20 protein-coding genes are annotated in these 18,683 nt (G+C 43.7%); 15 read left to right on the forward strand and 5 right to left on the reverse strand.

Annotated elements, in window-relative coordinates:
• Nucleotides 1-134: 134 nt before the first annotated feature.
• Both H7T97_RS09650 and argS read right to left on the reverse strand, forming a co-directional pair.
• Nucleotides 135-380: a MarR family transcriptional regulator gene (locus H7T97_RS09650; protein WP_201090155.1), complete on the reverse strand. Its 246-nt coding sequence runs from the start codon at nucleotides 378-380 to the stop codon at nucleotides 135-137.
• A 153-nt stretch (nucleotides 381-533) separates the two neighbouring features.
• Entirely contained in the window at nucleotides 534-2,222 is a 1,689-nt protein-coding gene (gene argS, locus H7T97_RS09655; RefSeq protein WP_201037450.1) for an arginine--tRNA ligase, read from the reverse strand.
• Nucleotides 2,223-2,326: 104 nt separating this feature from the next.
• Between argS and argR the strand changes: the two genes are divergently transcribed.
• Both argR and mutS read left to right on the forward strand, forming a co-directional pair.
• Nucleotides 2,327-2,767, forward strand: coding sequence for an arginine repressor (gene argR / locus H7T97_RS09660; RefSeq protein ID WP_003002219.1), 441 nt, complete (start codon nucleotides 2,327-2,329; stop codon nucleotides 2,765-2,767).
• A gap of 131 nt (nucleotides 2,768-2,898) precedes the next feature.
• Nucleotides 2,899-5,448 carry a DNA mismatch repair protein MutS gene (gene mutS, locus H7T97_RS09665; RefSeq protein WP_201090156.1) on the forward strand — a complete coding sequence of 850 codons (2,550 nt, stop codon included), beginning with the start codon at nucleotides 2,899-2,901 and terminating at the stop codon, nucleotides 5,446-5,448.
• Between the two features lie 33 nt (nucleotides 5,449-5,481).
• Here the strand turns inward: mutS and H7T97_RS09670 are convergent, their stop codons facing one another.
• Nucleotides 5,482-5,937: a DUF3021 domain-containing protein gene (locus tag H7T97_RS09670; protein ID WP_049474159.1), complete on the reverse strand. Its 456-nt coding sequence runs from the start codon at nucleotides 5,935-5,937 to the stop codon at nucleotides 5,482-5,484.
• The gene (locus H7T97_RS09675) at nucleotides 5,931-6,371 is read right to left on the reverse strand and encodes a LytTR family DNA-binding domain-containing protein (protein WP_049474160.1); all 441 of its coding nucleotides are present in this window, start codon (nucleotides 6,369-6,371) and stop codon (nucleotides 5,931-5,933) included. Before H7T97_RS09675 ends, H7T97_RS09670 begins: the two co-directional genes overlap by 7 nt.
• Before the next feature lie 247 nt (nucleotides 6,372-6,618).
• Here H7T97_RS09675 and mutL point away from each other — a divergent pair, with 247 nt between their 5' ends.
• Genes mutL through H7T97_RS09695 form a run of 4 tightly spaced genes read left to right on the forward strand, consistent with a single transcriptional unit; the run spans nucleotide 6,619 to nucleotide 10,313 of the window.
• The gene (gene mutL / locus H7T97_RS09680) at nucleotides 6,619-8,562 is read left to right on the forward strand and encodes a DNA mismatch repair endonuclease MutL (protein WP_201090157.1); all 1,944 of its coding nucleotides are present in this window, start codon (nucleotides 6,619-6,621) and stop codon (nucleotides 8,560-8,562) included.
• Nucleotides 8,563-8,582: 20 nt separating this feature from the next.
• Entirely contained in the window at nucleotides 8,583-9,176 is a 594-nt protein-coding gene (gene ruvA / locus H7T97_RS09685; RefSeq protein WP_201090158.1) for a Holliday junction branch migration protein RuvA, read from the forward strand.
• The gene (locus H7T97_RS09690; RefSeq protein ID WP_201090159.1) at nucleotides 9,176-9,745 is read left to right on the forward strand and encodes a hypothetical protein; all 570 of its coding nucleotides are present in this window, start codon (nucleotides 9,176-9,178) and stop codon (nucleotides 9,743-9,745) included. The genes ruvA and H7T97_RS09690 overlap by 1 nt, the downstream gene beginning before the upstream one ends.
• Nucleotide 9,746: 1 nt before the next feature.
• On the forward strand, nucleotides 9,747-10,313 hold the full coding sequence (locus H7T97_RS09695) for a DNA-3-methyladenine glycosylase I (protein ID WP_201090160.1): 567 nt from the start codon (nucleotides 9,747-9,749) through the stop codon (nucleotides 10,311-10,313).
• Nucleotides 10,314-10,364: 51 nt separating this feature from the next.
• Here the strand turns inward: H7T97_RS09695 and H7T97_RS09700 are convergent, their stop codons facing one another.
• Nucleotides 10,365-11,402 (reverse strand): S66 family peptidase, encoded by a 1,038-nt coding sequence (locus H7T97_RS09700; protein WP_201090161.1) that lies wholly within the window; start codon nucleotides 11,400-11,402, stop codon nucleotides 10,365-10,367.
• Nucleotides 11,403-11,779: 377 nt separating this feature from the next.
• Between H7T97_RS09700 and H7T97_RS09705 the strand changes: the two genes are divergently transcribed.
• The 9 genes from H7T97_RS09705 to H7T97_RS09745 all read left to right on the forward strand — a co-directional run bounded on the left by H7T97_RS09705 (nucleotide 11,780) and on the right by H7T97_RS09745 (nucleotide 18,596).
• Nucleotides 11,780-13,048, forward strand: coding sequence for a competence/damage-inducible protein A (locus tag H7T97_RS09705; RefSeq protein WP_201090162.1), 1,269 nt, complete (start codon nucleotides 11,780-11,782; stop codon nucleotides 13,046-13,048).
• 119 nt (nucleotides 13,049-13,167) lie between these two features.
• The gene (recA, locus tag H7T97_RS09710) at nucleotides 13,168-14,313 is read left to right on the forward strand and encodes a recombinase RecA (RefSeq protein WP_003002082.1); all 1,146 of its coding nucleotides are present in this window, start codon (nucleotides 13,168-13,170) and stop codon (nucleotides 14,311-14,313) included.
• Between the two features lie 87 nt (nucleotides 14,314-14,400).
• Entirely contained in the window at nucleotides 14,401-14,799 is a 399-nt protein-coding gene (gene spx / locus H7T97_RS09715) for a transcriptional regulator Spx (protein ID WP_150906729.1), read from the forward strand.
• Nucleotides 14,800-14,935: 136 nt separating this feature from the next.
• A complete protein-coding gene (locus tag H7T97_RS09720) occupies nucleotides 14,936-15,532 on the forward strand; it encodes an SP0191 family lipoprotein (protein WP_031576799.1) in 597 nt (198 codons plus the stop codon).
• 124 nt (nucleotides 15,533-15,656) lie between these two features.
• Nucleotides 15,657-15,923 (forward strand): IreB family regulatory phosphoprotein, encoded by a 267-nt coding sequence (locus H7T97_RS09725; protein ID WP_003002070.1) that lies wholly within the window; start codon nucleotides 15,657-15,659, stop codon nucleotides 15,921-15,923.
• Nucleotides 15,923-16,342: a Holliday junction resolvase RuvX gene (gene ruvX / locus H7T97_RS09730; RefSeq protein ID WP_023919889.1), complete on the forward strand. Its 420-nt coding sequence runs from the start codon at nucleotides 15,923-15,925 to the stop codon at nucleotides 16,340-16,342. Before H7T97_RS09725 ends, ruvX begins: the two co-directional genes overlap by 1 nt.
• 22 nt (nucleotides 16,343-16,364) lie before the next feature.
• On the forward strand, nucleotides 16,365-16,670 hold the full coding sequence (locus H7T97_RS09735; RefSeq protein ID WP_003001941.1) for a DUF1292 domain-containing protein: 306 nt from the start codon (nucleotides 16,365-16,367) through the stop codon (nucleotides 16,668-16,670).
• A gap of 206 nt (nucleotides 16,671-16,876) precedes the next feature.
• Nucleotides 16,877-18,109, forward strand: coding sequence for a bifunctional folylpolyglutamate synthase/dihydrofolate synthase (locus H7T97_RS09740; protein WP_201090163.1), 1,233 nt, complete (start codon nucleotides 16,877-16,879; stop codon nucleotides 18,107-18,109).
• Nucleotides 18,110-18,185: 76 nt separating this feature from the next.
• Nucleotides 18,186-18,596 (forward strand): SP_0198 family lipoprotein, encoded by a 411-nt coding sequence (locus H7T97_RS09745; protein WP_201090164.1) that lies wholly within the window; start codon nucleotides 18,186-18,188, stop codon nucleotides 18,594-18,596.
• Nucleotides 18,597-18,683 lie beyond the last annotated feature (87 nt).

Here is an 18,683-nt window from a genome sequence, read left to right on the forward strand (position 1 = left end):
AGAGCCCACTCAACCACTGCGTCTTGCTCGACAATCCAAAAATAATTGAGAGGCTAGGACTTTTGTCCCAGCCTCTTATTTGTTGCGACTGAATAGAAGAGGAGTCACATTTTATATGACTCCTCTTCTATGGCTTATTTTAATTTTTCAGTGATTTCTTTAGCAAGTAGGAGACCCAATCGATAGTCTTTATTGATGGCATGGATGACATCGTTGATATTGTCGGTCTCTTGGATTTTTTCCTTGATGCTATCTTTGAAAGCTTGATCTTTCAAAAGTTGCTCTTGTAAGAGCCGTTGTAGTTTTTCTCTTTCGTACTTGTTAAATAAAAAGAGGGCCACTAAACTGATGAGGATTAAGATGTAAACGGTTTGATTCATAGATTTCTCCTGTATATAAAGGATCTGAAAATGTAGAGAATGAAGGGCATTGGGCATGAGAAAAGGAGTGAGAAAGAACTAAATTGAATCGCATTTAGTTTCTCCTCTCACTCCCATAAGAGATGTTCTACTTATCAATCATTAGATAAGAAATTACATTTTCTCAGGTGCATCGACACCAAGTAAGCGAAGAGCTTCTTTTAAGACTACTGCTGTTGAGTAGCTAAGAGCAAGACGGCTTTCGCGTTCTGGGCTTTCATCCAAGATACGAGTGTGTGCATAGTATTTGTTGAAGGCTTGAGCCAAGTTGATAGCATATTTTGCGATCAAGGATGGATCATAGTTTTCAGCAGCACGTTTGACAACACGAGAGAAGTCTTGGAGAAGCTTGATGATTTCCCAGCTTTCAGGATCGCTCAAGCTGTATGTCGCATCTGTAGATGGTGTGAAGTTGGCTTTGCGAAGGATGGATTGGATACGAGCGTAAGCATATTGAACGTAAGGGCCAGTTTCTCCTTCGAAGGATACCATGGCTTCGAGGTCGAAGTCATACCCATTGCGGCGGTCTGTCTTCAAGTCGTAGAATTTAACCGCACCAACACCGACTGCATGTGCCACTTCTTCCTTGTTTTCAAGTTCAGGATTCTTTTCTTCGATCTGAGCTTTGGCACGAGAGATGGCTTCTTGAAGAGTTGGTTCGAGAAGGATGATATTTCCTTTACGAGTTGATAATTTTTGGCGGTTTTTTGTCACCAAACCAAAGTCAACGTGAACCATATCGTCGCTCCAGTCAAATCCCATTTTCTTCAAAACAGCTTTCAACTGACGGAAGTGGTTGGATTGTTCTTGACCTACAGCATAGATGTTTTTCACAAAGTTGTAAGTCCGTGCACGGTAGATAGCGGTTGCGATATCACGAGTGATATAAAGAGTGGCACCGTCTGATTTCTTAATCATAGCTGGTGGAAGGTTGACATCATCGAGCTCAACGATGCTAGCTCCCTTAGACTCTTTCAACAAGCCTTTTTCTTCAAGAATTTGGACAGCTTCATCCATCTTGTCATTGTAGAAAGCTTCTCCGTTTAAGCTGTCAAATTCAACACCGAGGAGTTTGTAGATACGGTTGAATTCTACCAAGCTTTCGTCACGGAACCATTGCCACAACTCAGTCGCTTCTGGATCTCCATCTTCCAGTTTCTTGAACCAGAGACGTCCTTCTTCATCAAGCTCAGGATCGTTTTCGATTTCAGCGTTGATCCGAACGTAAAGTTTTAGCAATTCATCGATTGGGTTGGCTTCGACAGCTTCCTTGCTACCCCATTTTTTGTAGGCTACCATCAAGAGACCGAACTGTTTACCCCAGTCTCCCAAGTGGTTGATTTTAATGGTGTTGTAGCCCATTTTGCGGAAGATGTTTGAAAGAGCATCCCCGATAACGGTTGAGCGCAAGTGACCAACTGAGAATGGTTTTGCAATATTTGGACTTGAAAGGTCGATGGTAATGTTTTGGCCATGACCTTCGTCTTGTTGACCGTAGTCTGCACCTGCTTCGATGACGGATTTGATCACCTGATCAGAGATCTTAGATTTATCCAAGAAGAAGTTCACGTAAGGTCCAGTTGCAACGACTTTTTCGAAGGCGCTTTGGTCGATCTTTTCGGCAATATCTGCAGCGATTGCTTGAGGAGCCTTGCGTTCCACTTTTGCAAGTGAGAAGGCTGGAAAAGCAATGTCACCAAGATCAGATGATTTTGGTTGTTCAAGCAAATTTAAAATAGCATCTTGGTCAAGAGAGTCAATCACTTTGGCCAATTCACTAGCAATGAGTTCTTTATTGTTCATATTAGCTCCTTAGTCCTTTTAACTATTATTTTAACACAATTTCGAGCGAATTTTCAATTTTTTTGGTATAATTTAAAGTATATTTATTCAAAAGTGGAGGTCCAATGAAAAAGACAGAACGTCACCTTTTGATTCAACAAATGATTCGAAATGAAAAATTGTCGACTCAAAAAGAGATTCAGGATCGATTGGAAGCAAAAGGAATTGCTGTAACACAAACAACTCTGTCACGAGATTTGCGAGATCTGGGTCTAGTCAAGGTGAAACGAAAAGACCAGTTGTATTATATTTTGCCCAATGAGCCTGAGGTGGCAGAGATTTATATTATGTTGTCCAGCCATGCTAAGTCGGTTTCACGAGCAGAATTCACCTTGGTCTTGCGGACAGAGCTAGGAGAAGCAGCTCTCTTGGCCAATGGTGTAGATGAAATGGCAGATGAGCGTATTTTGGGAACAGTAGCAGGGGCCAATACCCTCTTGATTGTTTGTCGAGACCAAGAGGCAGCCATTGAAATTCAAAATGAAATTTTAGGGATGATGCAGTAATCAAGCCCCTTGAAAAGAAAGAAAATACCCCGTTAAGATGTCAAAAGGAGGAAGATAGTGAGCTATCTACTCCTGTTTTCATCTATGGAGCTTGTGTCAGAAAATGATGCAACAGTAAGGAATAAAGAAGTATGGCAGTAGAGAAAATATCTCCTGGAATGCAGCAGTATCTAGATATCAAAAAAGACTATCCGGATGCCTTTTTGCTGTTTCGAATGGGAGATTTTTACGAATTATTTTATGAAGATGCAGTGAATGCAGCTCAAATTTTAGAGATTTCCTTAACCTCACGGAATAAAAATGCAGAGAATCCAATTCCCATGGCGGGTGTTCCCTACCACTCGGCCCAGCAGTATATTGATGTTCTCATTGAACAGGGCTATAAGGTCGCGATTGCAGAACAAATGGAAGACCCCAAAGAAGCCAAGGGGGTCGTTAAGCGTGAAGTCGTACAGGTGATTACGCCGGGGACAGTGGTGGATTCGACCAAGCCAGATAGTGAGAATAACTTCCTAGTTGCTTTGGATCGGTCAGGAAATGAGTATGGGTTAGCCTATATGGATCTGGTGACAGGGGAGTTTCAGGTGACGACCCTCAATGACTTTAGCATGGTTTGTGGAGAAATCCGCAATTTACGTGCGCGTGAGGTGGTCCTGGGTTATGCCTTGCCAGAACAGGAAGAGCGTGTGTTTGTTAGCCAGATGAATCTCTTGCTGTCACATGTAGAGACGGCGCTCGACGATGTTCAACTCTTAGGGGATCAGTTGAGTGAGCTCGAAAAGAAAACGGCTGGAAAACTTCTCCAGTATGTCTACCAGACACAAATGCGGGAATTGAGCCACCTCAAAAAAGCCCATCATTATGAGATTTGCGATTTCTTGCAGATGGACTTTGCGACCAAGGCTAGTCTTGATTTGACAGAGAATGCACGGACTGGGAAGAAACATGGTAGCTTGTATTGGTATTTGGATGAAACCAAGACGGCCATGGGAGGTCGTTTGTTGCGGTCCTGGATTCAGAAACCCTTAGTCGATTTGAAACGGATTCGAGAGCGCCAGGACATCATTCAGGTCTTTATGGATCATTTCTTTGAACGGAGCGATTTGACCGACAGCCTCAAAGGGGTCTATGACATTGAACGCTTAGCGAGTCGGGTTTCCTTTGGCAAGATCAATCCTAAGGATCTCTTGCAGCTAGGAGATACTCTGGGTCATGTGCCGACGATCAAGTCGATTCTACTGGGGATTGGTGATCCGGTCTTAGATGTCTTGATTGCACGCTTGGATGAACTTCCTGAGTTGCACCGCTTGATTACCTCAGCTATTGCTCCGGAAGCGTCTGCTGTTATTACAGAGGGAAATATCATCCGAACCGGTTTTGACGAGCAATTGGACCAGTACCGTGTCGTTCTTCGGGATGGCACTGGTTGGATTGCTGAGATTGAGGCCAAGGAACGCGAAGCTAGTGGCATTACCGGTCTGAAAATTGATTACAACAAGAAGGATGGCTACTATTTCCATGTCACCAATTCTCAATTGAACCACGTTCCTGCTCATTTTTTCCGCAAGGCGACCTTGAAAAATTCAGAACGCTTTGGTACGGAGGAATTGGCACGCATCGAAGGAGATATGCTAGAGGCGCGTGAGAAGTCTGCTAATTTGGAATATACAATTTTTATGCAGATTCGTGAAGAAGTTGGCAATTATATCCAACGTCTGCAACAGTTAGCTCAGGCGATTGCGACGGTTGATGTTTTACAAAGTCTAGCCAGTGTCGCTGAGTCGCAACAGTTGAATCGTCCCCTCTTTCATGAAGAACGGCGAATCGCGATCGACAAAGGTCGTCATCCGGTTGTTGAAAAAGTGATGGGAGCCCAGTCCTATATTCCTAATAGCATCTTTATGGATGAGGAACGGGATATTCAGCTGATTACTGGGCCAAATATGAGCGGGAAGTCTACCTATATGCGTCAATTGGCGATCATTGTGATTCTTGCCCAAATTGGCTCCTATGTACCAGCGCAAAAGGCCGAGTTGCCAATCTTTGATGCGATTTATACCCGAATCGGAGCTGCTGATGACCTGGTATCGGGTCAGTCTACCTTCATGGTGGAAATGATGGAGGCCAATCACGCCATTCGCAAGGCAACGACCCAGTCCTTGATTTTGTTTGATGAGTTGGGACGGGGAACGGCGACCTATGATGGGATGGCCCTCGCCCAATCCATCATCGAATACATTCACGATCGCACGGGCGCCAAAACCTTGTTTGCGACCCATTACCATGAATTGACGGCTCTTTCAGAAACTTTGTCTCGCTTGGAAAATGTCCATGTTGCGACCTTGGAGCGAGATGGTCAGGTTACCTTCTTGCACAAGATTGAACCCGGCCCAGCAGATAAGTCCTATGGGATTCACGTGGCCAAGATCGCTGGTTTGCCAGAAGAATTGCTGAAGCGGGCGGATGCGATTTTGACCAAGCTCGAAGGACAAGCCCAGCAAGTACCGCTTGCGGATGCAACCCCTAAAAAGGAAGTACCTTCACAGGTTGCTGAACAAATGTCCCTCTTTGAGGAAGAAACAGAAAGTACAGTGATCACAGAATTGAAGAATCTGGATCTCTACAATATGACTCCGATGGAAGTCATGATGGCAGTCGCCGAATTGAAAAAGAAATTGTAAAAAGAAGATCCTCGTAATAGCGAGGATCTTCTTTTAGTGCTTAGCAATGCTTTGATTGATTTCTTGAACTTGTTTTTTATAAAAATGATGTGAGACCAACCAGATGATCACGTAAACAAGGGTGAATTCGACAATGAGTGAGAGGTAAAATCCGAGTCGTGCTGGAAACCAGCCGGCTAACGTAGCTAGGGGAATAAAGCCAAGCAACATGAGCAAGTAATGGCTCAGAGTAGCCCGTAAGAGGCTCCAGTCTTTTTGAAAGAGGAGACTCCCGAAGCTAAAGAGGACCCCAATCGCACCCCAAACGAGGGCGCAATAGAGCATGACCAGTGAGCCGTGAACATGATGCAAGAACATCCAGCGGCCGACTGCAGAGTTGGGACTTAAGGGAAGGTACAACTCAGGTGAGAAGAGGTAGGAAAAGAAGATGGATAAGATGAGCCCGATGAAAATCCCTTTTAGGGCGTCAGAAAAAGATTGTTTTAGCATGATAATTTCTCCTTAATGGCTTTTAAATAACGACGGGAGGAGTAGGTCAGACTCCCGTTTTTAAGATAGATTTGAACGGATCCTCCACTGGTAAAGTGCAGGTGATCGATTTCTTTTGTGTTGATAATTTCAGATTGGGAAATTTTGAGAAAGAAGGTCGGCAAGTCTTCAGATAACTGATAGAGTGGCCCAGTCAGAATAAATTGATCTGTCATAGTCTCGCCAATTACTTGCCGATTTTCAATGTAAAAACGTTGGAATAGTTGGCTTTCGATCAGGTAAGCTTCCCCATCCTTTTTGGCACGTAAGCGCCCTTTTTGATCCAATTCTTCCACAAAGTCACGGATTTTCTCTACACGCGCAGATAGTGCAGGTGCTGTGATCATCACCGCTTCTTCTTGGAAGTGGGAATCAATGTGTACTTCAACTTTCATAAGATATTTTCTCCCTCCTTTGGGTAAAGTCGGTTGACCTGCTAGCCCGGCTCCTTCTTTACACTACTATTAAACACTTTTTCCAAAGGGAAGACAAGGAAATTTGTCTATGTGGTCGTTTTCTTTGCCTATGCGGTTTTTAAGGAAGAAGATGGGGCCAGCCTCTATTTTTTAAGAAAGGGAGTCTTGTGGATCTGTGGTATAATAGAGCTACATGTATCGGTGAAAAATAGGTAAAGGAGCAGACATGTCACAGATTATTGAATTGCCAGAAGTCCTAGCCAATCAGATTGCGGCAGGTGAAGTGATTGAACGACCTGCTAGCGTGGTCAAGGAATTGGTTGAAAACTCGATCGATGCTGGAGCTAGCCAGATCGTTGTTGAAATCGAAGAAGCAGGATTGAAGTCGATTCGGATTACAGACAATGGGGAAGGAATTGCGCACGATGAGGTCGCTTTGGCCCTCCGTCGACATGCGACCAGTAAGATCAAAAGTCAAGCGGATCTTTTTCGTATTCGAACGCTTGGTTTTCGTGGTGAGGCCATGCCTTCCATTGCTTCTGTCAGTATTCTAACTCTTCTAACGGCGCAAGAAGGAGCTGCCCACGGGACCAAATTGGTCGCAAAGGGTGGCGAAATTGAGGAGTTGGAGCCAGCGACAAGCCCTGTCGGGACCAAGATCACAGTGGAAGATCTCTTTTTTAATACACCTGCTCGTCTCAAGTATTTAAAGAGCCAGCAGGCAGAGTTGTCCCATATCGTGGATATTCTCAACCGCTTGAGTTTGGCTCATCCTGAGATTGCCTTTACCTTGATCAATGATGGAAAAGAAATGACCAAAACAGCGGGGACGGGTAATCTGCGGCAAGCGATTGCGGGTGTCTATGGCCTCGCGTCTGCCAAGAAAATGGTGGCCATTGAAAATCGCGATCTGGATTTTGAAGTGACGGGCTTTGTGTCTTTGCCTGAATTGACTCGTGCCAATCGCAATTACATCAGTCTCTTTATCAACGGTCGTTACATCAAGAATTTCTTGCTCAATCGAGCTATCTTAGACGGCTACGGCAGTAAACTCATGGTGGGGCGCTTTCCACTCGCGATCATTAATATCCAGATCGATCCTTACTTAGCGGATGTCAATGTTCACCCTACCAAGCAAGAGGTTCGTATCTCCAAAGAACGAGAACTGATGGCCTTGATCTCCCAGGCTATTGCGAACGCTTTGAAAGAGCAGGACCTAATTCCGGATGCTCTAGAAAATCTAGCCAAGTCGACCATTCGTCGAACAGAAAAGCCAGTACAGACGACCCTGCCTTTAAAGGAAAACCGCCTCTATTATGACCGAGAAAGTCAAGATTTCAAGCTTCGACCAGAGGTGGCAGATCCTCAACTGCCTCTGACAGATGAGGTAACTGCTGATTCTACAAGCCAAGAAAACCCAGTAGAAAAACCGACGAGCGCGATCAAGTTTGCGGAAAGAAAGGCTGCGGTCTATGATGAGCTGGATCACCCAGAGCTGGATCTGGCTAGTCTAGACAAGGCCTATGATAAGTTGGATGGGGAAGAACATTCGACCTTCCCAGAGTTGGAATATTTTGGTCAGATGCATGGAACCTATCTCTTTGCCCAAGGAAATGGGGGCCTATATATCATTGACCAGCACGCGGCCCAAGAGCGGGTCAAATACGAAGAATACCGGGAGAGCATCGGGGATGTGGACGGTAGTCAGCAACAACTGCTGGTGCCTTATATCTTTGAATTCCCTGCAGATGATTTGATTCGCCTGCAACAGCGCAAGCACCTCCTAGAGGAAGTGGGCGTCTATCTAGAAGAGTACGGAGTCAACCAGTTGATCTTGCGGGAGCACCCTATCTGGATGAAGGAAGAAGAGATCGAGTCGGGTATCTATGAGATGTGTGACATGCTCCTCTTGACTAAGGAAGTGTCCATCAAGAAGTACCGGGCTGAATTGGCCATCATGATGTCCTGCAAACGCTCCATCAAGGCCAATCACACCCTGGATGATTACTCCGCACGGGATCTCATCTATCAACTGTCCCAATGCGACAACCCTTATAACTGCCCTCATGGCCGTCCGGTCTTGGTCAACTTCACCAAGTCCGACATGGAAAAGATGTTCCGACGCATTCAGGAAAATCACACCAGTCTGCGGGAATTGGGCAAGTATTAAATAAAGAATAAAGGAATCTTATGTACGAATACATTAAAGGAATCTTAACGAAAATCACCGCTAAATATATCGTGTTGGAGACAGCTGGGATCGGTTATCTCTTGCATGTGGCCAATCCCTATGCTTACTCTGGTAAAATGAATCAAGAGGTGCAAGTCTATCTGCACCAAGTAGTCCGTGAAGACGCCCACCTGCTCTATGGCTTTGCGACCGAAGAAGAGAAAAAGCTCTTTTTGAACTTGATCTCAGTCTCTGGAATTGGCCCAGTCTCAGCTCTGGCTATCATTGCTGCGGATGACAATGCTGGGCTTGTCCAAGCTATCGAAAGCAAGAACATCATCTACTTGACCAAGTTTCCGAAGATCGGCAAGAAAACAGCCCAACAGATGGTCTTGGATCTAGAAGGTAAGATCAATCTTGACCTAGAAGATGCACCGGCTCAGACCAATGCCAAAGTTTCAGAAGAAAACCAAGCCCTTGAAGAAGCTATGGAAGCCATGTTGGCTTTGGGCTACAAGGCAACCGAGCTTAAGAAAATTAAGAAATTCTTTGAAGGAACGACGGATACTGCTGAGAACTATATCAAGTCTGCCCTTAAGATGTTGGTGAAATAATGAGCATTGCTCGAATTAAACTAGATGAAGCAAGAAGCAGTAACAACCATATCAAGATAATGTTTAAGAATGGGAAGATTAAAACAATATGGATACACTGTAAAGTTTTCCCTTTATTTTGTAAAAATTGTCAACAGAGTCAGACAGAATTATTTTTGCATAATGGATCTCGCTATGGTCAAGTTGGCTCAATTCCTTGTGAATTTTGTGGTGTGAATATTGCCATAGTGGATAATGACAATATAGTAGATAGTATAAAGGTGAATGATGAATCTTGTTCTTTCGAAAAACTCTATCTGTTAAGTGCAGACTACATTGAATGGTTTCAAGAACGGTATGGAATAACATTGGCTCGCGAAAGCTTTTTTGAAGGTTGGACTGATTGGATAACTGTAGACCAACTTCGAGAACAGATTGAAACATTAACTGGTATAGAAACAGATGGTCAAGCAAGGTATCAAACAGATGAAAAATTTAACCCTCTACCACCAGATATTAATCGTTGGATTAATCTATTGGAGAAGTCTACTGTTCCCTTGCCTGATTATGTTTCAAAGATAGGAGAATAAGATGCCAAAACGTTGTAGCTGGGTCAAAATGGACAACCCGCTATATGTAGCCTACCATGATGAGGAGTGGGGACGTCCCCTCCATGATGACCAGGCGCTCTTTGAGTTGCTTTGCTTAGAGACCTATCAGGCTGGCCTGTCTTGGGAGACGGTGCTCAATAAACGCCAGGCCTTTCGAGAGGCTTTTCATGGCTATCACCTTCAAGGTGTTGCAGACATGACGGATGAAGAACTGGAAGCTTTGTTAGACAATCCAGCCATCATCCGCAATCGTGCCAAGGTCTTTGCGACACGAGCCAATGCCCAGGCCTTTTTACAAGTTCAGGCGGAATTCGGCTCTTTTGATGCCTATCTCTGGTCTTTTGTAGATGGGAAAACCATCAACAATGATGTCCCGGATTACAGTCAAGCACCAGCTAAGACGACTTTATCTGAGACATTATCTAAGGATCTCAAAAAGCGTGGTTTTAAGTTTACAGGCCCCGTTGCGGTCCTATCCTATCTACAAGCAGCAGGCCTGGTCAATGATCACGAAAATGATTGTGAATGGAAAAGTAGAAATGAGTGACATTAGATGCCTAGAACATCGGAGAATACAGAAAAAGCTGAGAGTCTTATCTCAGCTTTCTTTGTTATAGTCAAAGTGGATGACTTGCTCCGTTGCATCTACATACGCGTGGACTCCAAAGGGAACAATCGCTCTTGGTGTAGCATGGCCAACGTTTAGATTATAGACAATCGGGATATTGCTATCAATGATCTCCAATAGTGCTTCTTTATAGTCGTCATAGAAAGTTTCATCCATAGGTTTTCCGACCAAGAGTCCACTGAGGACCTCGAATATACCAGTTTCCTTTAAAGTCCTCAACATCTTTTTGAAGTCTTCAGGATTGGGCTTTTCTTGGCTGGTTTCTAGCAAGAGGATTTTTCCTTCCCAGTCTGACAAGTCAGGGAAAAGTTTGTATTTTTGGCAGAGGTCTATGCTATCTGCGTGTAGAGAGTTGTCAAAAATATCATAGAGAGACTCAAGACAACCACCGAGGATTTCTCCCTCAAACTGAGCATTGCCTTGTAACAAGTCAAAACCTGTATTTTCATGGCTGACACGAGGTGTTCCCAGAGCCTCGGGACTAAAATCAGTCCGTTCCTCATACCAAACGTTACTAGGGCGAATTTCTGAGATTCTACCAGTCTCAATCAATTCTTTAAAGTAGTGGCGGCTATATGGCAGCATTTCTTTGTCTAACTCACAAATGTCTGCAAAAAAGGATTGGCCGTAAAAAGTCTTGATTCCTAGTTTATGCAACATGAGATGGTTCATGGTCGTATCCGAGAAGCCAAGAAAAATCTTTTGCTTGATAACCTTTTGTAGTTGGTCATTTTCAAAAAGATAAGGTAGCAAGCGATAGGTATCGTTTCCACCGATGGCGCATAAGATCATGTCGATGCTATCATCGGAAAAGGCCTGAATCAAATCCTCTGCACGAGCTTCAGGATGTTCTTTGATAAAGTCTAAGCCTTTTAGTGAATGAGGTAAAAAGATAGGATTGAGTCCGAGGTCTTTGAGTCGTTGGACCCCCAAGTCCACTTCGTGCTTGACAAAGTCCTCTCCGATAATCCCACTAGATAAACTTATAATACCAATAGTAGAAACCATATCTTATCCTCCTAGAAATAAATTGATGCTATTGTATCACAAAAGATGAGGGGAAACAACAAGAATTAGAGTCGAAAGAAGGTTTTTAGATCAATAAAGTAGTAAAAAAGCAACCACTCGATATGGTTGCTTCAGAATAGAGATAAGCTCTATCCACAATAGAAAATAGCCCTTTAGAAGTTGATTGCCACATAGTTAAATCTCTTAGGGATGCTGATGAAATAGTATTTCTAAGAGTTTTTTACTTTATACTCTAAAAGAAAAAGATTGAAGAAAGTTGTCCAAAATGTACTTTATCTTCAATCTGTTTTTTAAATAATTTAGGAAATTGTGTTAAAATGAAATGAAAATTACGAATAGTATAAGTAGGAGGCACCATGAAGGCGGAAATTATTGCAGTTGGAACAGAAATTCTAACAGGACAAATTGTCAACACCAATGCTCAATTCTTGTCTGAAAAATTGGCTAGTTTAGGGATTGATGTCTATTATCATGTGGCGGTAGGAGACAATGAAGGTCGTCTCTTATCGACCATTGAGACAGCTTCAAAACGCAGTGATTTGGTGATTTTATGTGGTGGACTTGGGCCCACAGAGGATGATTTGACCAAGCAAACCCTTGCTAAGTTTTTAGGGAAAGAACTGGTTTTTGATCCAACAGCGCTTGCTAAACTCGACACCTTCTTTGCCAGTCGCCCTGAATATGTCCGGACGCCCAATAATGAGCGACAAGCACAATTGATTGCCGGTTCAATCCCCCTTCAAAACCGTACAGGTCTCGCGGTTGGAGGTTTGATTGAAGTCGATGGTGTGACCTATGTCGTTCTACCTGGTCCACCAAGTGAGTTAAAACCCATGGTCAATGAACAATTGGTGCCTCATTTGACGACAGGGGAAGAGCTCTTTTCAAGAGTCTTGCGCTTCTTTGGGATTGGGGAAAGCCAGCTGGTTACGATCCTAGCAGATATCATTGAAGAGCAGACTGATCCGACGGTTGCCCCTTATGCCAAGACGGGAGAAGTAACTTTGCGTTTGTCTACAAAGGCGAAGGATCAAGCCTCAGCGGATGCGAAGCTCGATGTCTTAGAAAAGGAAATCTTATCCCGTCATACGCTGGATCATCAACCCTTGCATGAACTGTTTTACGGTTATGGGGATGATAATTCGATGGCCAAGGTGGCCTTTGATCTCTTGAAACGGACTGGTAAGACCATTACAGCTGCAGAAAGCCTGACGGCCGGCCTTTTCCAAGCGACTTTGGCAGATTTTTCAGGGGCGTCCAGCATCTTCGCGGGTGGTTTTGTCACCTATAGTCTGGAAGAAAAAAGCAAGATGTTGTCTATTCCAGCTCAAGAGTTAGAGCAACATGGAGTGGTGTCTCATTTTACAGCACAAGCCATGGCTTCACAGGCCCGTAAGTTAACAGGATCCGATTATGGTGTTAGCCTGACCGGAGTTGCGGGGCCAGATAGTCTAGAAGGGCACCCAGCAGGGACCGTCTTTATCGGACTTGCGACTCCAAATGGAGTGGATAGTGTCCAAGTCAATATCGCCGGACGTAGCCGGGCGGATGTCCGCGAAATTGCAGTTCTTCATGCCTTTAATTTGGTACGCTTGGCTGTATTAAATGGTGAAAATTTGGTATAATGAAGTTTGTGCCAAATGAAGAATAATTCTAAAAATGGATAGGAAATGTGCCTTTCAAAGACCGGAAAACGTCAGTGAGTTGCATGCATTTCCTGTATAGTAAAAAATAGGAGAAAAGAATGGCGAAAAAACAGAAAAAATTAGATGATATCTCTAAGAAATTTGGAGATGAGCGTGAAAAAGCGCTCAATGATGCCCTGAAGTTGATCGAAAAGGATTTTGGTAAGGGATCGATCATGCGTCTGGGCGAACGTGCAGAGCAAAAAGTACAAGTCATGAGCTCTGGTTCCTTGGCGCTTGATATTGCCTTGGGTGCTGGTGGTTATCCAAAAGGTCGGATCATCGAAATCTATGGTCCAGAATCATCTGGTAAAACAACCGTTGCCCTCCATGCAGTAGCGCAAGCACAGAAAGAAGGAGGCATTGCTGCCTTTATCGATGCGGAGCATGCCTTGGATCCATCTTATGCAGCAGCTCTCGGAGTCAATATCGACGAACTTCTCTTGTCTCAACCAGACTCAGGGGAACAAGGACTTGAAATTGCTGGTAAATTGATCGACTCTGGTGCGGTTGATTTGGTGGTTGTCGACTCTGTTGCGGCTTTGGTCCCACGTGCGGAAATCGATGGAGATATCGGGGATAGCCACGTTGGATTGCAAGCGCGAATGATGAGCCAAGCGATGCGTAAGCTTGGAGCTTCGATCAATAAGACCAAGACCATTGCCATCTTTATCAACCAATTGCGTGAAAAAGTTGGAGTCATGTTTGGGAACCCTGAAACCACACCTGGTGGTCGTGCCCTGAAATTCTACGCTTCTGTCCGTCTAGATGTTCGTGGAAACACTCAAATCAAGGGGACTGGGGACCAAAAAGATACCAACGTTGGTAAGGAAACCAAGATCAAGGTTGTGAAGAACAAGGTAGCTCCACCGTTCAAAGAAGCCATGGTTGAAATCATGTACGGGGAAGGAATTTCACGTACAGGTGAATTGGTGAAGATTGCAACAGATTTGGATATCATCCAAAAAGCGGGTGCGTGGTACTCCTATAATGGCGAAAAAATTGGTCAAGGATCTGAAAATGCTAAGAAATTCTTGGCTGACCACCCAGAAATTTTTGACGAAATTGACCACAAGGTTCGGGTTCATTTTGGTTTGATCGAAGAAGACGAAGCAGTGAAAACCCTTGATAAAACTGAAGAAGCAGCTCCTGTCGTAGAAGAAGTAACTCTAGATTTAGATGACGCGATTGAAATTGAAGATTAATTTTTTTCAAAATAGGTCGCTAGACTGATGGTTTTTGTGTTATAATTTAATACGATAGTATTATCGTGTAGCGAAAGGAGTGCATGCATGATTAAAATTTATACAGTGTCAAGTTGCACCAGCTGTAAAAAAGCAAAGACTTGGCTCAACGCTCACCAGCTAACTTATAAAGAACAAAACCTCGGTAAGGAAGGGATCACCAAAGAAGAATTGTTGGATATCCTTACAAAGACTGAAAATGGAGTGGCAAGTATTGTCTCTTCAAAAAATCGATACGCTAAAAATCTAGGAGTGGACATCGAAGACTTGAGTGTCAATGAAGTCATTGACATCATCATGGAAACACCTCGTATTCTTAAAAGTCCGATCTTGGTAGATGACAAACGTCTCCAAGTGGGCTACAAAGAAGACGATATTCGTGCCTTCTTGCCACGATCAGTTCGAAATGTAGAAAATACAGAAGCGCGGATGCGTGCAGCTCTTTAAAGCGATTGAAAATCAGAAACAATTTGTTTCTGATTTTTTTCTTTTTAAAAATCGGAATGAAAAGCAGTTTACTGCGCCATTTTACGAAATCTATGATACAATATTTTAGAAAACAATAACTAGTAAGGAATGGAAAATGAAAAGGAAAATCTTCTTATTGGGTGCACTTGCCTTGTGTTTGACTGGATGCGGTCAAAAAAAACAAGCGAAAACGCCAAATTCAAGTGAACAAAAGGCAATCCAAGCAAAAGCAGAGCAACTGCAAAAGGATAATAAGAGTATCCTGCAAAAAGCTGAAGAAAATAAAGTCATCACTAGAACCTTTGTCTTTCCAAAAGATGACAAGGGGACACAACAGACGCAAATCGTCACCTATGTGGGGAATACCTTTAAAAAGTTGGAGACCATCAATGTGACGGCAACCGATGAGGAGTTGAAAAAAGGGATCCAACAGGTTGGAGTCGAGGAAGCACAAAAGCAATTGAGAGAATCCTTTAACAAGGACGATGCATTTAAGGAAGCTTTGACAGTGCCAGGTTTCACAGCTGATTTGACCTTGGAAAATGAGAATGAATACAAGGTAACCATCACCTATGATTTTGAAGCAATGGATGTGAAGAAGGCTGAAGGCATGACCTACTTCAAAAACAATCACTTACCAGAGTTGTTGAAGCTGACACCGAGTCAATTTGCGGATAATCTTATCAATGCTGGAGCGAGTGAGCAAAAATAAAAAAACAGTTTAGCTAAAATAGCTCAAAAATGCTTGAAAAAGCCGTAAAATCAAGGGCTTGGCCGTTGTGGAAAACTCTTAATTATGGTATAATAGTAATATTCTAAGGAAAGAGGGTGTTCTTGTGGGATTTACAGATGAAACAGTACGTTTTAATCTTGATGATTCAAATCGTAAGGAAATTAGCGAGACCTTGAAAGATGTTTACTTGTCACTGGATGAAAAAGGCTACAATCCAATTAATCAAATCGTAGGATACGTACTCAGTGGTGATCCTGCCTATGTACCTCGTTATAATAATGCACGGAACCAAATTCGTAAATATGAACGAGATGAGATCGTGGAAGAATTGGTACGTTATTATTTGAAAGGGCAAGGAATAGACCTCTAATGAGAATTATGGGATTGGATGTTGGCTCAAAGACCGTCGGGGTTGCTGTGAGTGATCCTCTCGGTTTTACAGCTCAGGGTCTTGAAATCATCCAAATCGATGAAGACAAAAAAGAATTCGGTTTGGAGCGCTTGGCCGAATTAGTGGCTCAATACAAGGTAGACCGTTTTGTTGTGGGCTTGCCGAAAAACATGAACAACACAAGCGGACCGCGTGTGGAAGCCAGTCAGGCTTATGGCGCAATGATTGCTGAAAAGTTTGGGTTGCCAGTCGACTACCAAGACGAACGGTTGACGACAGTTGCTGCAGAGCGGATGTTGATTGAGCAAGCAGATATTAGCCGTAGCAAACGCAAAAAAGTTATTGATAAGTTAGCAGCGCAGCTCATTTTACAAAATTATTTAGATCGCAATTTTTAGAAAGAAAACGAGGAAGAATAGTATGGCACATGATCATAACCACGACCATGAAGAACGTGAATTAATCACATTGGTGGATGAACAAGGAAATGAAACCTTATTTGAAATTCTTTTGACCATTGATGGCAAAGAAGAATTTGGAAAGAACTATGTCCTTTTGATCCCTGCAAATGCAGAAGAAGATGAAAACGGCGAAGTTGAAATCCAAGCTTATTCATTTACAGAAAACGAAGACGGAACAGAAGGCGACCTTCAACCAATCCCAGAAGACTCAGATGCAGAATGGGATATGATCGAAGAAGTCTTCAACAGCTTTATGGAGGAGTAAAAACATCCAGTGGATGTTTTTACCCTTGCGCTAGAAACAAAGACCGCAAGTAAGCCCGGTCGACGTTTTTAGCCCAACTCCTAGAAACTAGAAAGAGTTGGTAAGTCCGATGGACTTGCTGTAAAAATGCGAAAGAAATAACTACAAAAGAAAGGAGCGCAAACGTCAGAAGAGGTTTTGTCGCTTTTTTCTTTTAGGAGGAAGATGTGAATAAGATTGAGCAATGGATGAATAGTCGGATCGGTCTGAATTTTCGATCGGGTCTGGATCGTATGGAGCAGGCAGTGAGCCTTTTAGGGAGGCCAGATAAGGCTTATCCGATTCTTCATGTGACAGGAACCAATGGGAAGGGATCCACAATCGCCTTTCTGCGTCAATTATTGATGGCTCACGGAAAGAAGGTTGGGACCTTTACCTCTCCTCATATGATCAGTATCCATGATCGGATTTGTATTGGGGATCGGCCGATTTCAGATGAAGATTTTACTCGGATTGGCCAAGAAGTCCAACAAATGGAGCAGACCTTACTTCAAACCCAAGACCAACTCTCTTATTTTGAGATTATCTGCCTCATGGCCCTCTTGTATTTTAAGGAACAAGCAGTGGACGTGGTCTTATTGGAAGTTGGCATCGGAGGGCTACTAGATACCACCAATGTAGTGACAGGAGAAATCGCAGTGATCACTTCGGTTGGTCTCGATCACCAGGAAACGCTGGGAGGGACGATTGCGGAAATCGCCCAGCAAAAGGCAGGGATCTTTAAGAAGGGCAAGAAAGCTGTGGTGGGTCCCTTGTCGGATGATGCTATAGCTGTTTGTCAAGAAAGGGCCGAGCAATTGGCTGTGGCTCTCCACGCCTTCCAGAAAGATTTTGGCTTAGAGCAGGGTCGTTTTTGGAATGAAAACGTGGATCTTGTCTTGCCGTCTCTGGGCTTGAAGGGTGATTACCAACGGGAAAATGCTGCAGTAGCTCTGGAGGCCTTTCTCCTCTATATGGAAGGTCTAGATCAAGAAGTGGATATGGAGCAGGTCAAGCACGCCTTGCAAGAGACGCGGTGGCCGGGCCGTCTAGAGTTGTTTGGAGACCAGGTGTATCTGGATGGCGCTCATAATCCTCATGCTATGTTGCGCTTGATTGAGTTTGCAAAAAGCTTGGCAGGAAAACGCGTGAAGATTTTATTCGGTGCTCTCAAACGAAAAGATTATAGTGGGATGCTCCAAACGCTTCAAGCGGGATTGCCAGAAGCTGAATTGATTTTGACGACCTTCCATTACGGAGAAGTGGTGGCACAAGGCGACCGACAAGACTTGCCCTATGTAGCGGACTATAAGGCCTATATCAAAGAATTTATGGATCAGAGTCGTCCAGATGAAGTCTTATTTGTGACAGGGTCCTTGTATTTTATTGCGGAAGTAAGGGCATTTTTATTAGAGGGGTAAACAATTGACCTAAAGACTTTCTTGGCGTATACTGGTGGTAGATAGTATACGGTTATGGCGAAAGGAGCCGATCTTAATGAAAAAAATCATGTCTATACTGACCTTGGCAGTAGCCCTTTTCCTGACTGCTTGTAGCCAGCAAGAAAAAGCGACACAGACTTCGAGCAAACAGACGTCTGCTTCATCACAGACTGTGACGTCAGCGAGTGAAGAACAGAAAGAAGGGGTGTCCATAGATGGCAGTTATCGTGGACAGGACGAGGAAAATACGATCCTCTTGGTGGTGACGGGTCGAAAAGGCACGTTTACGGTGCAAGATGCTGATGGAGAAGAAGAGACCAAAGAGGTCAGTATTGATCCGGTCAATCAATCCATGCGTATCGGGGATGAACCCTATCGCTATCGGATCGAAGGGAATCAGTTGTCGCTAGAAGATCTGGAGCAAGCAGAGGATGATCAAGGGATTATCGTTTTAACCAAGCAATAAGGGACGAAACAAGAGAGAGTGGGACAGAAATCGGTAATTCGTTAGAATTCGATTTCGTCGTCCCACCTCCGCACAGTTGAGTAGGGC

This window comes from Streptococcus parasanguinis, from assembly GCF_016648925.1.
Taxonomy (GTDB): domain Bacteria; phylum Bacillota; class Bacilli; order Lactobacillales; family Streptococcaceae; genus Streptococcus.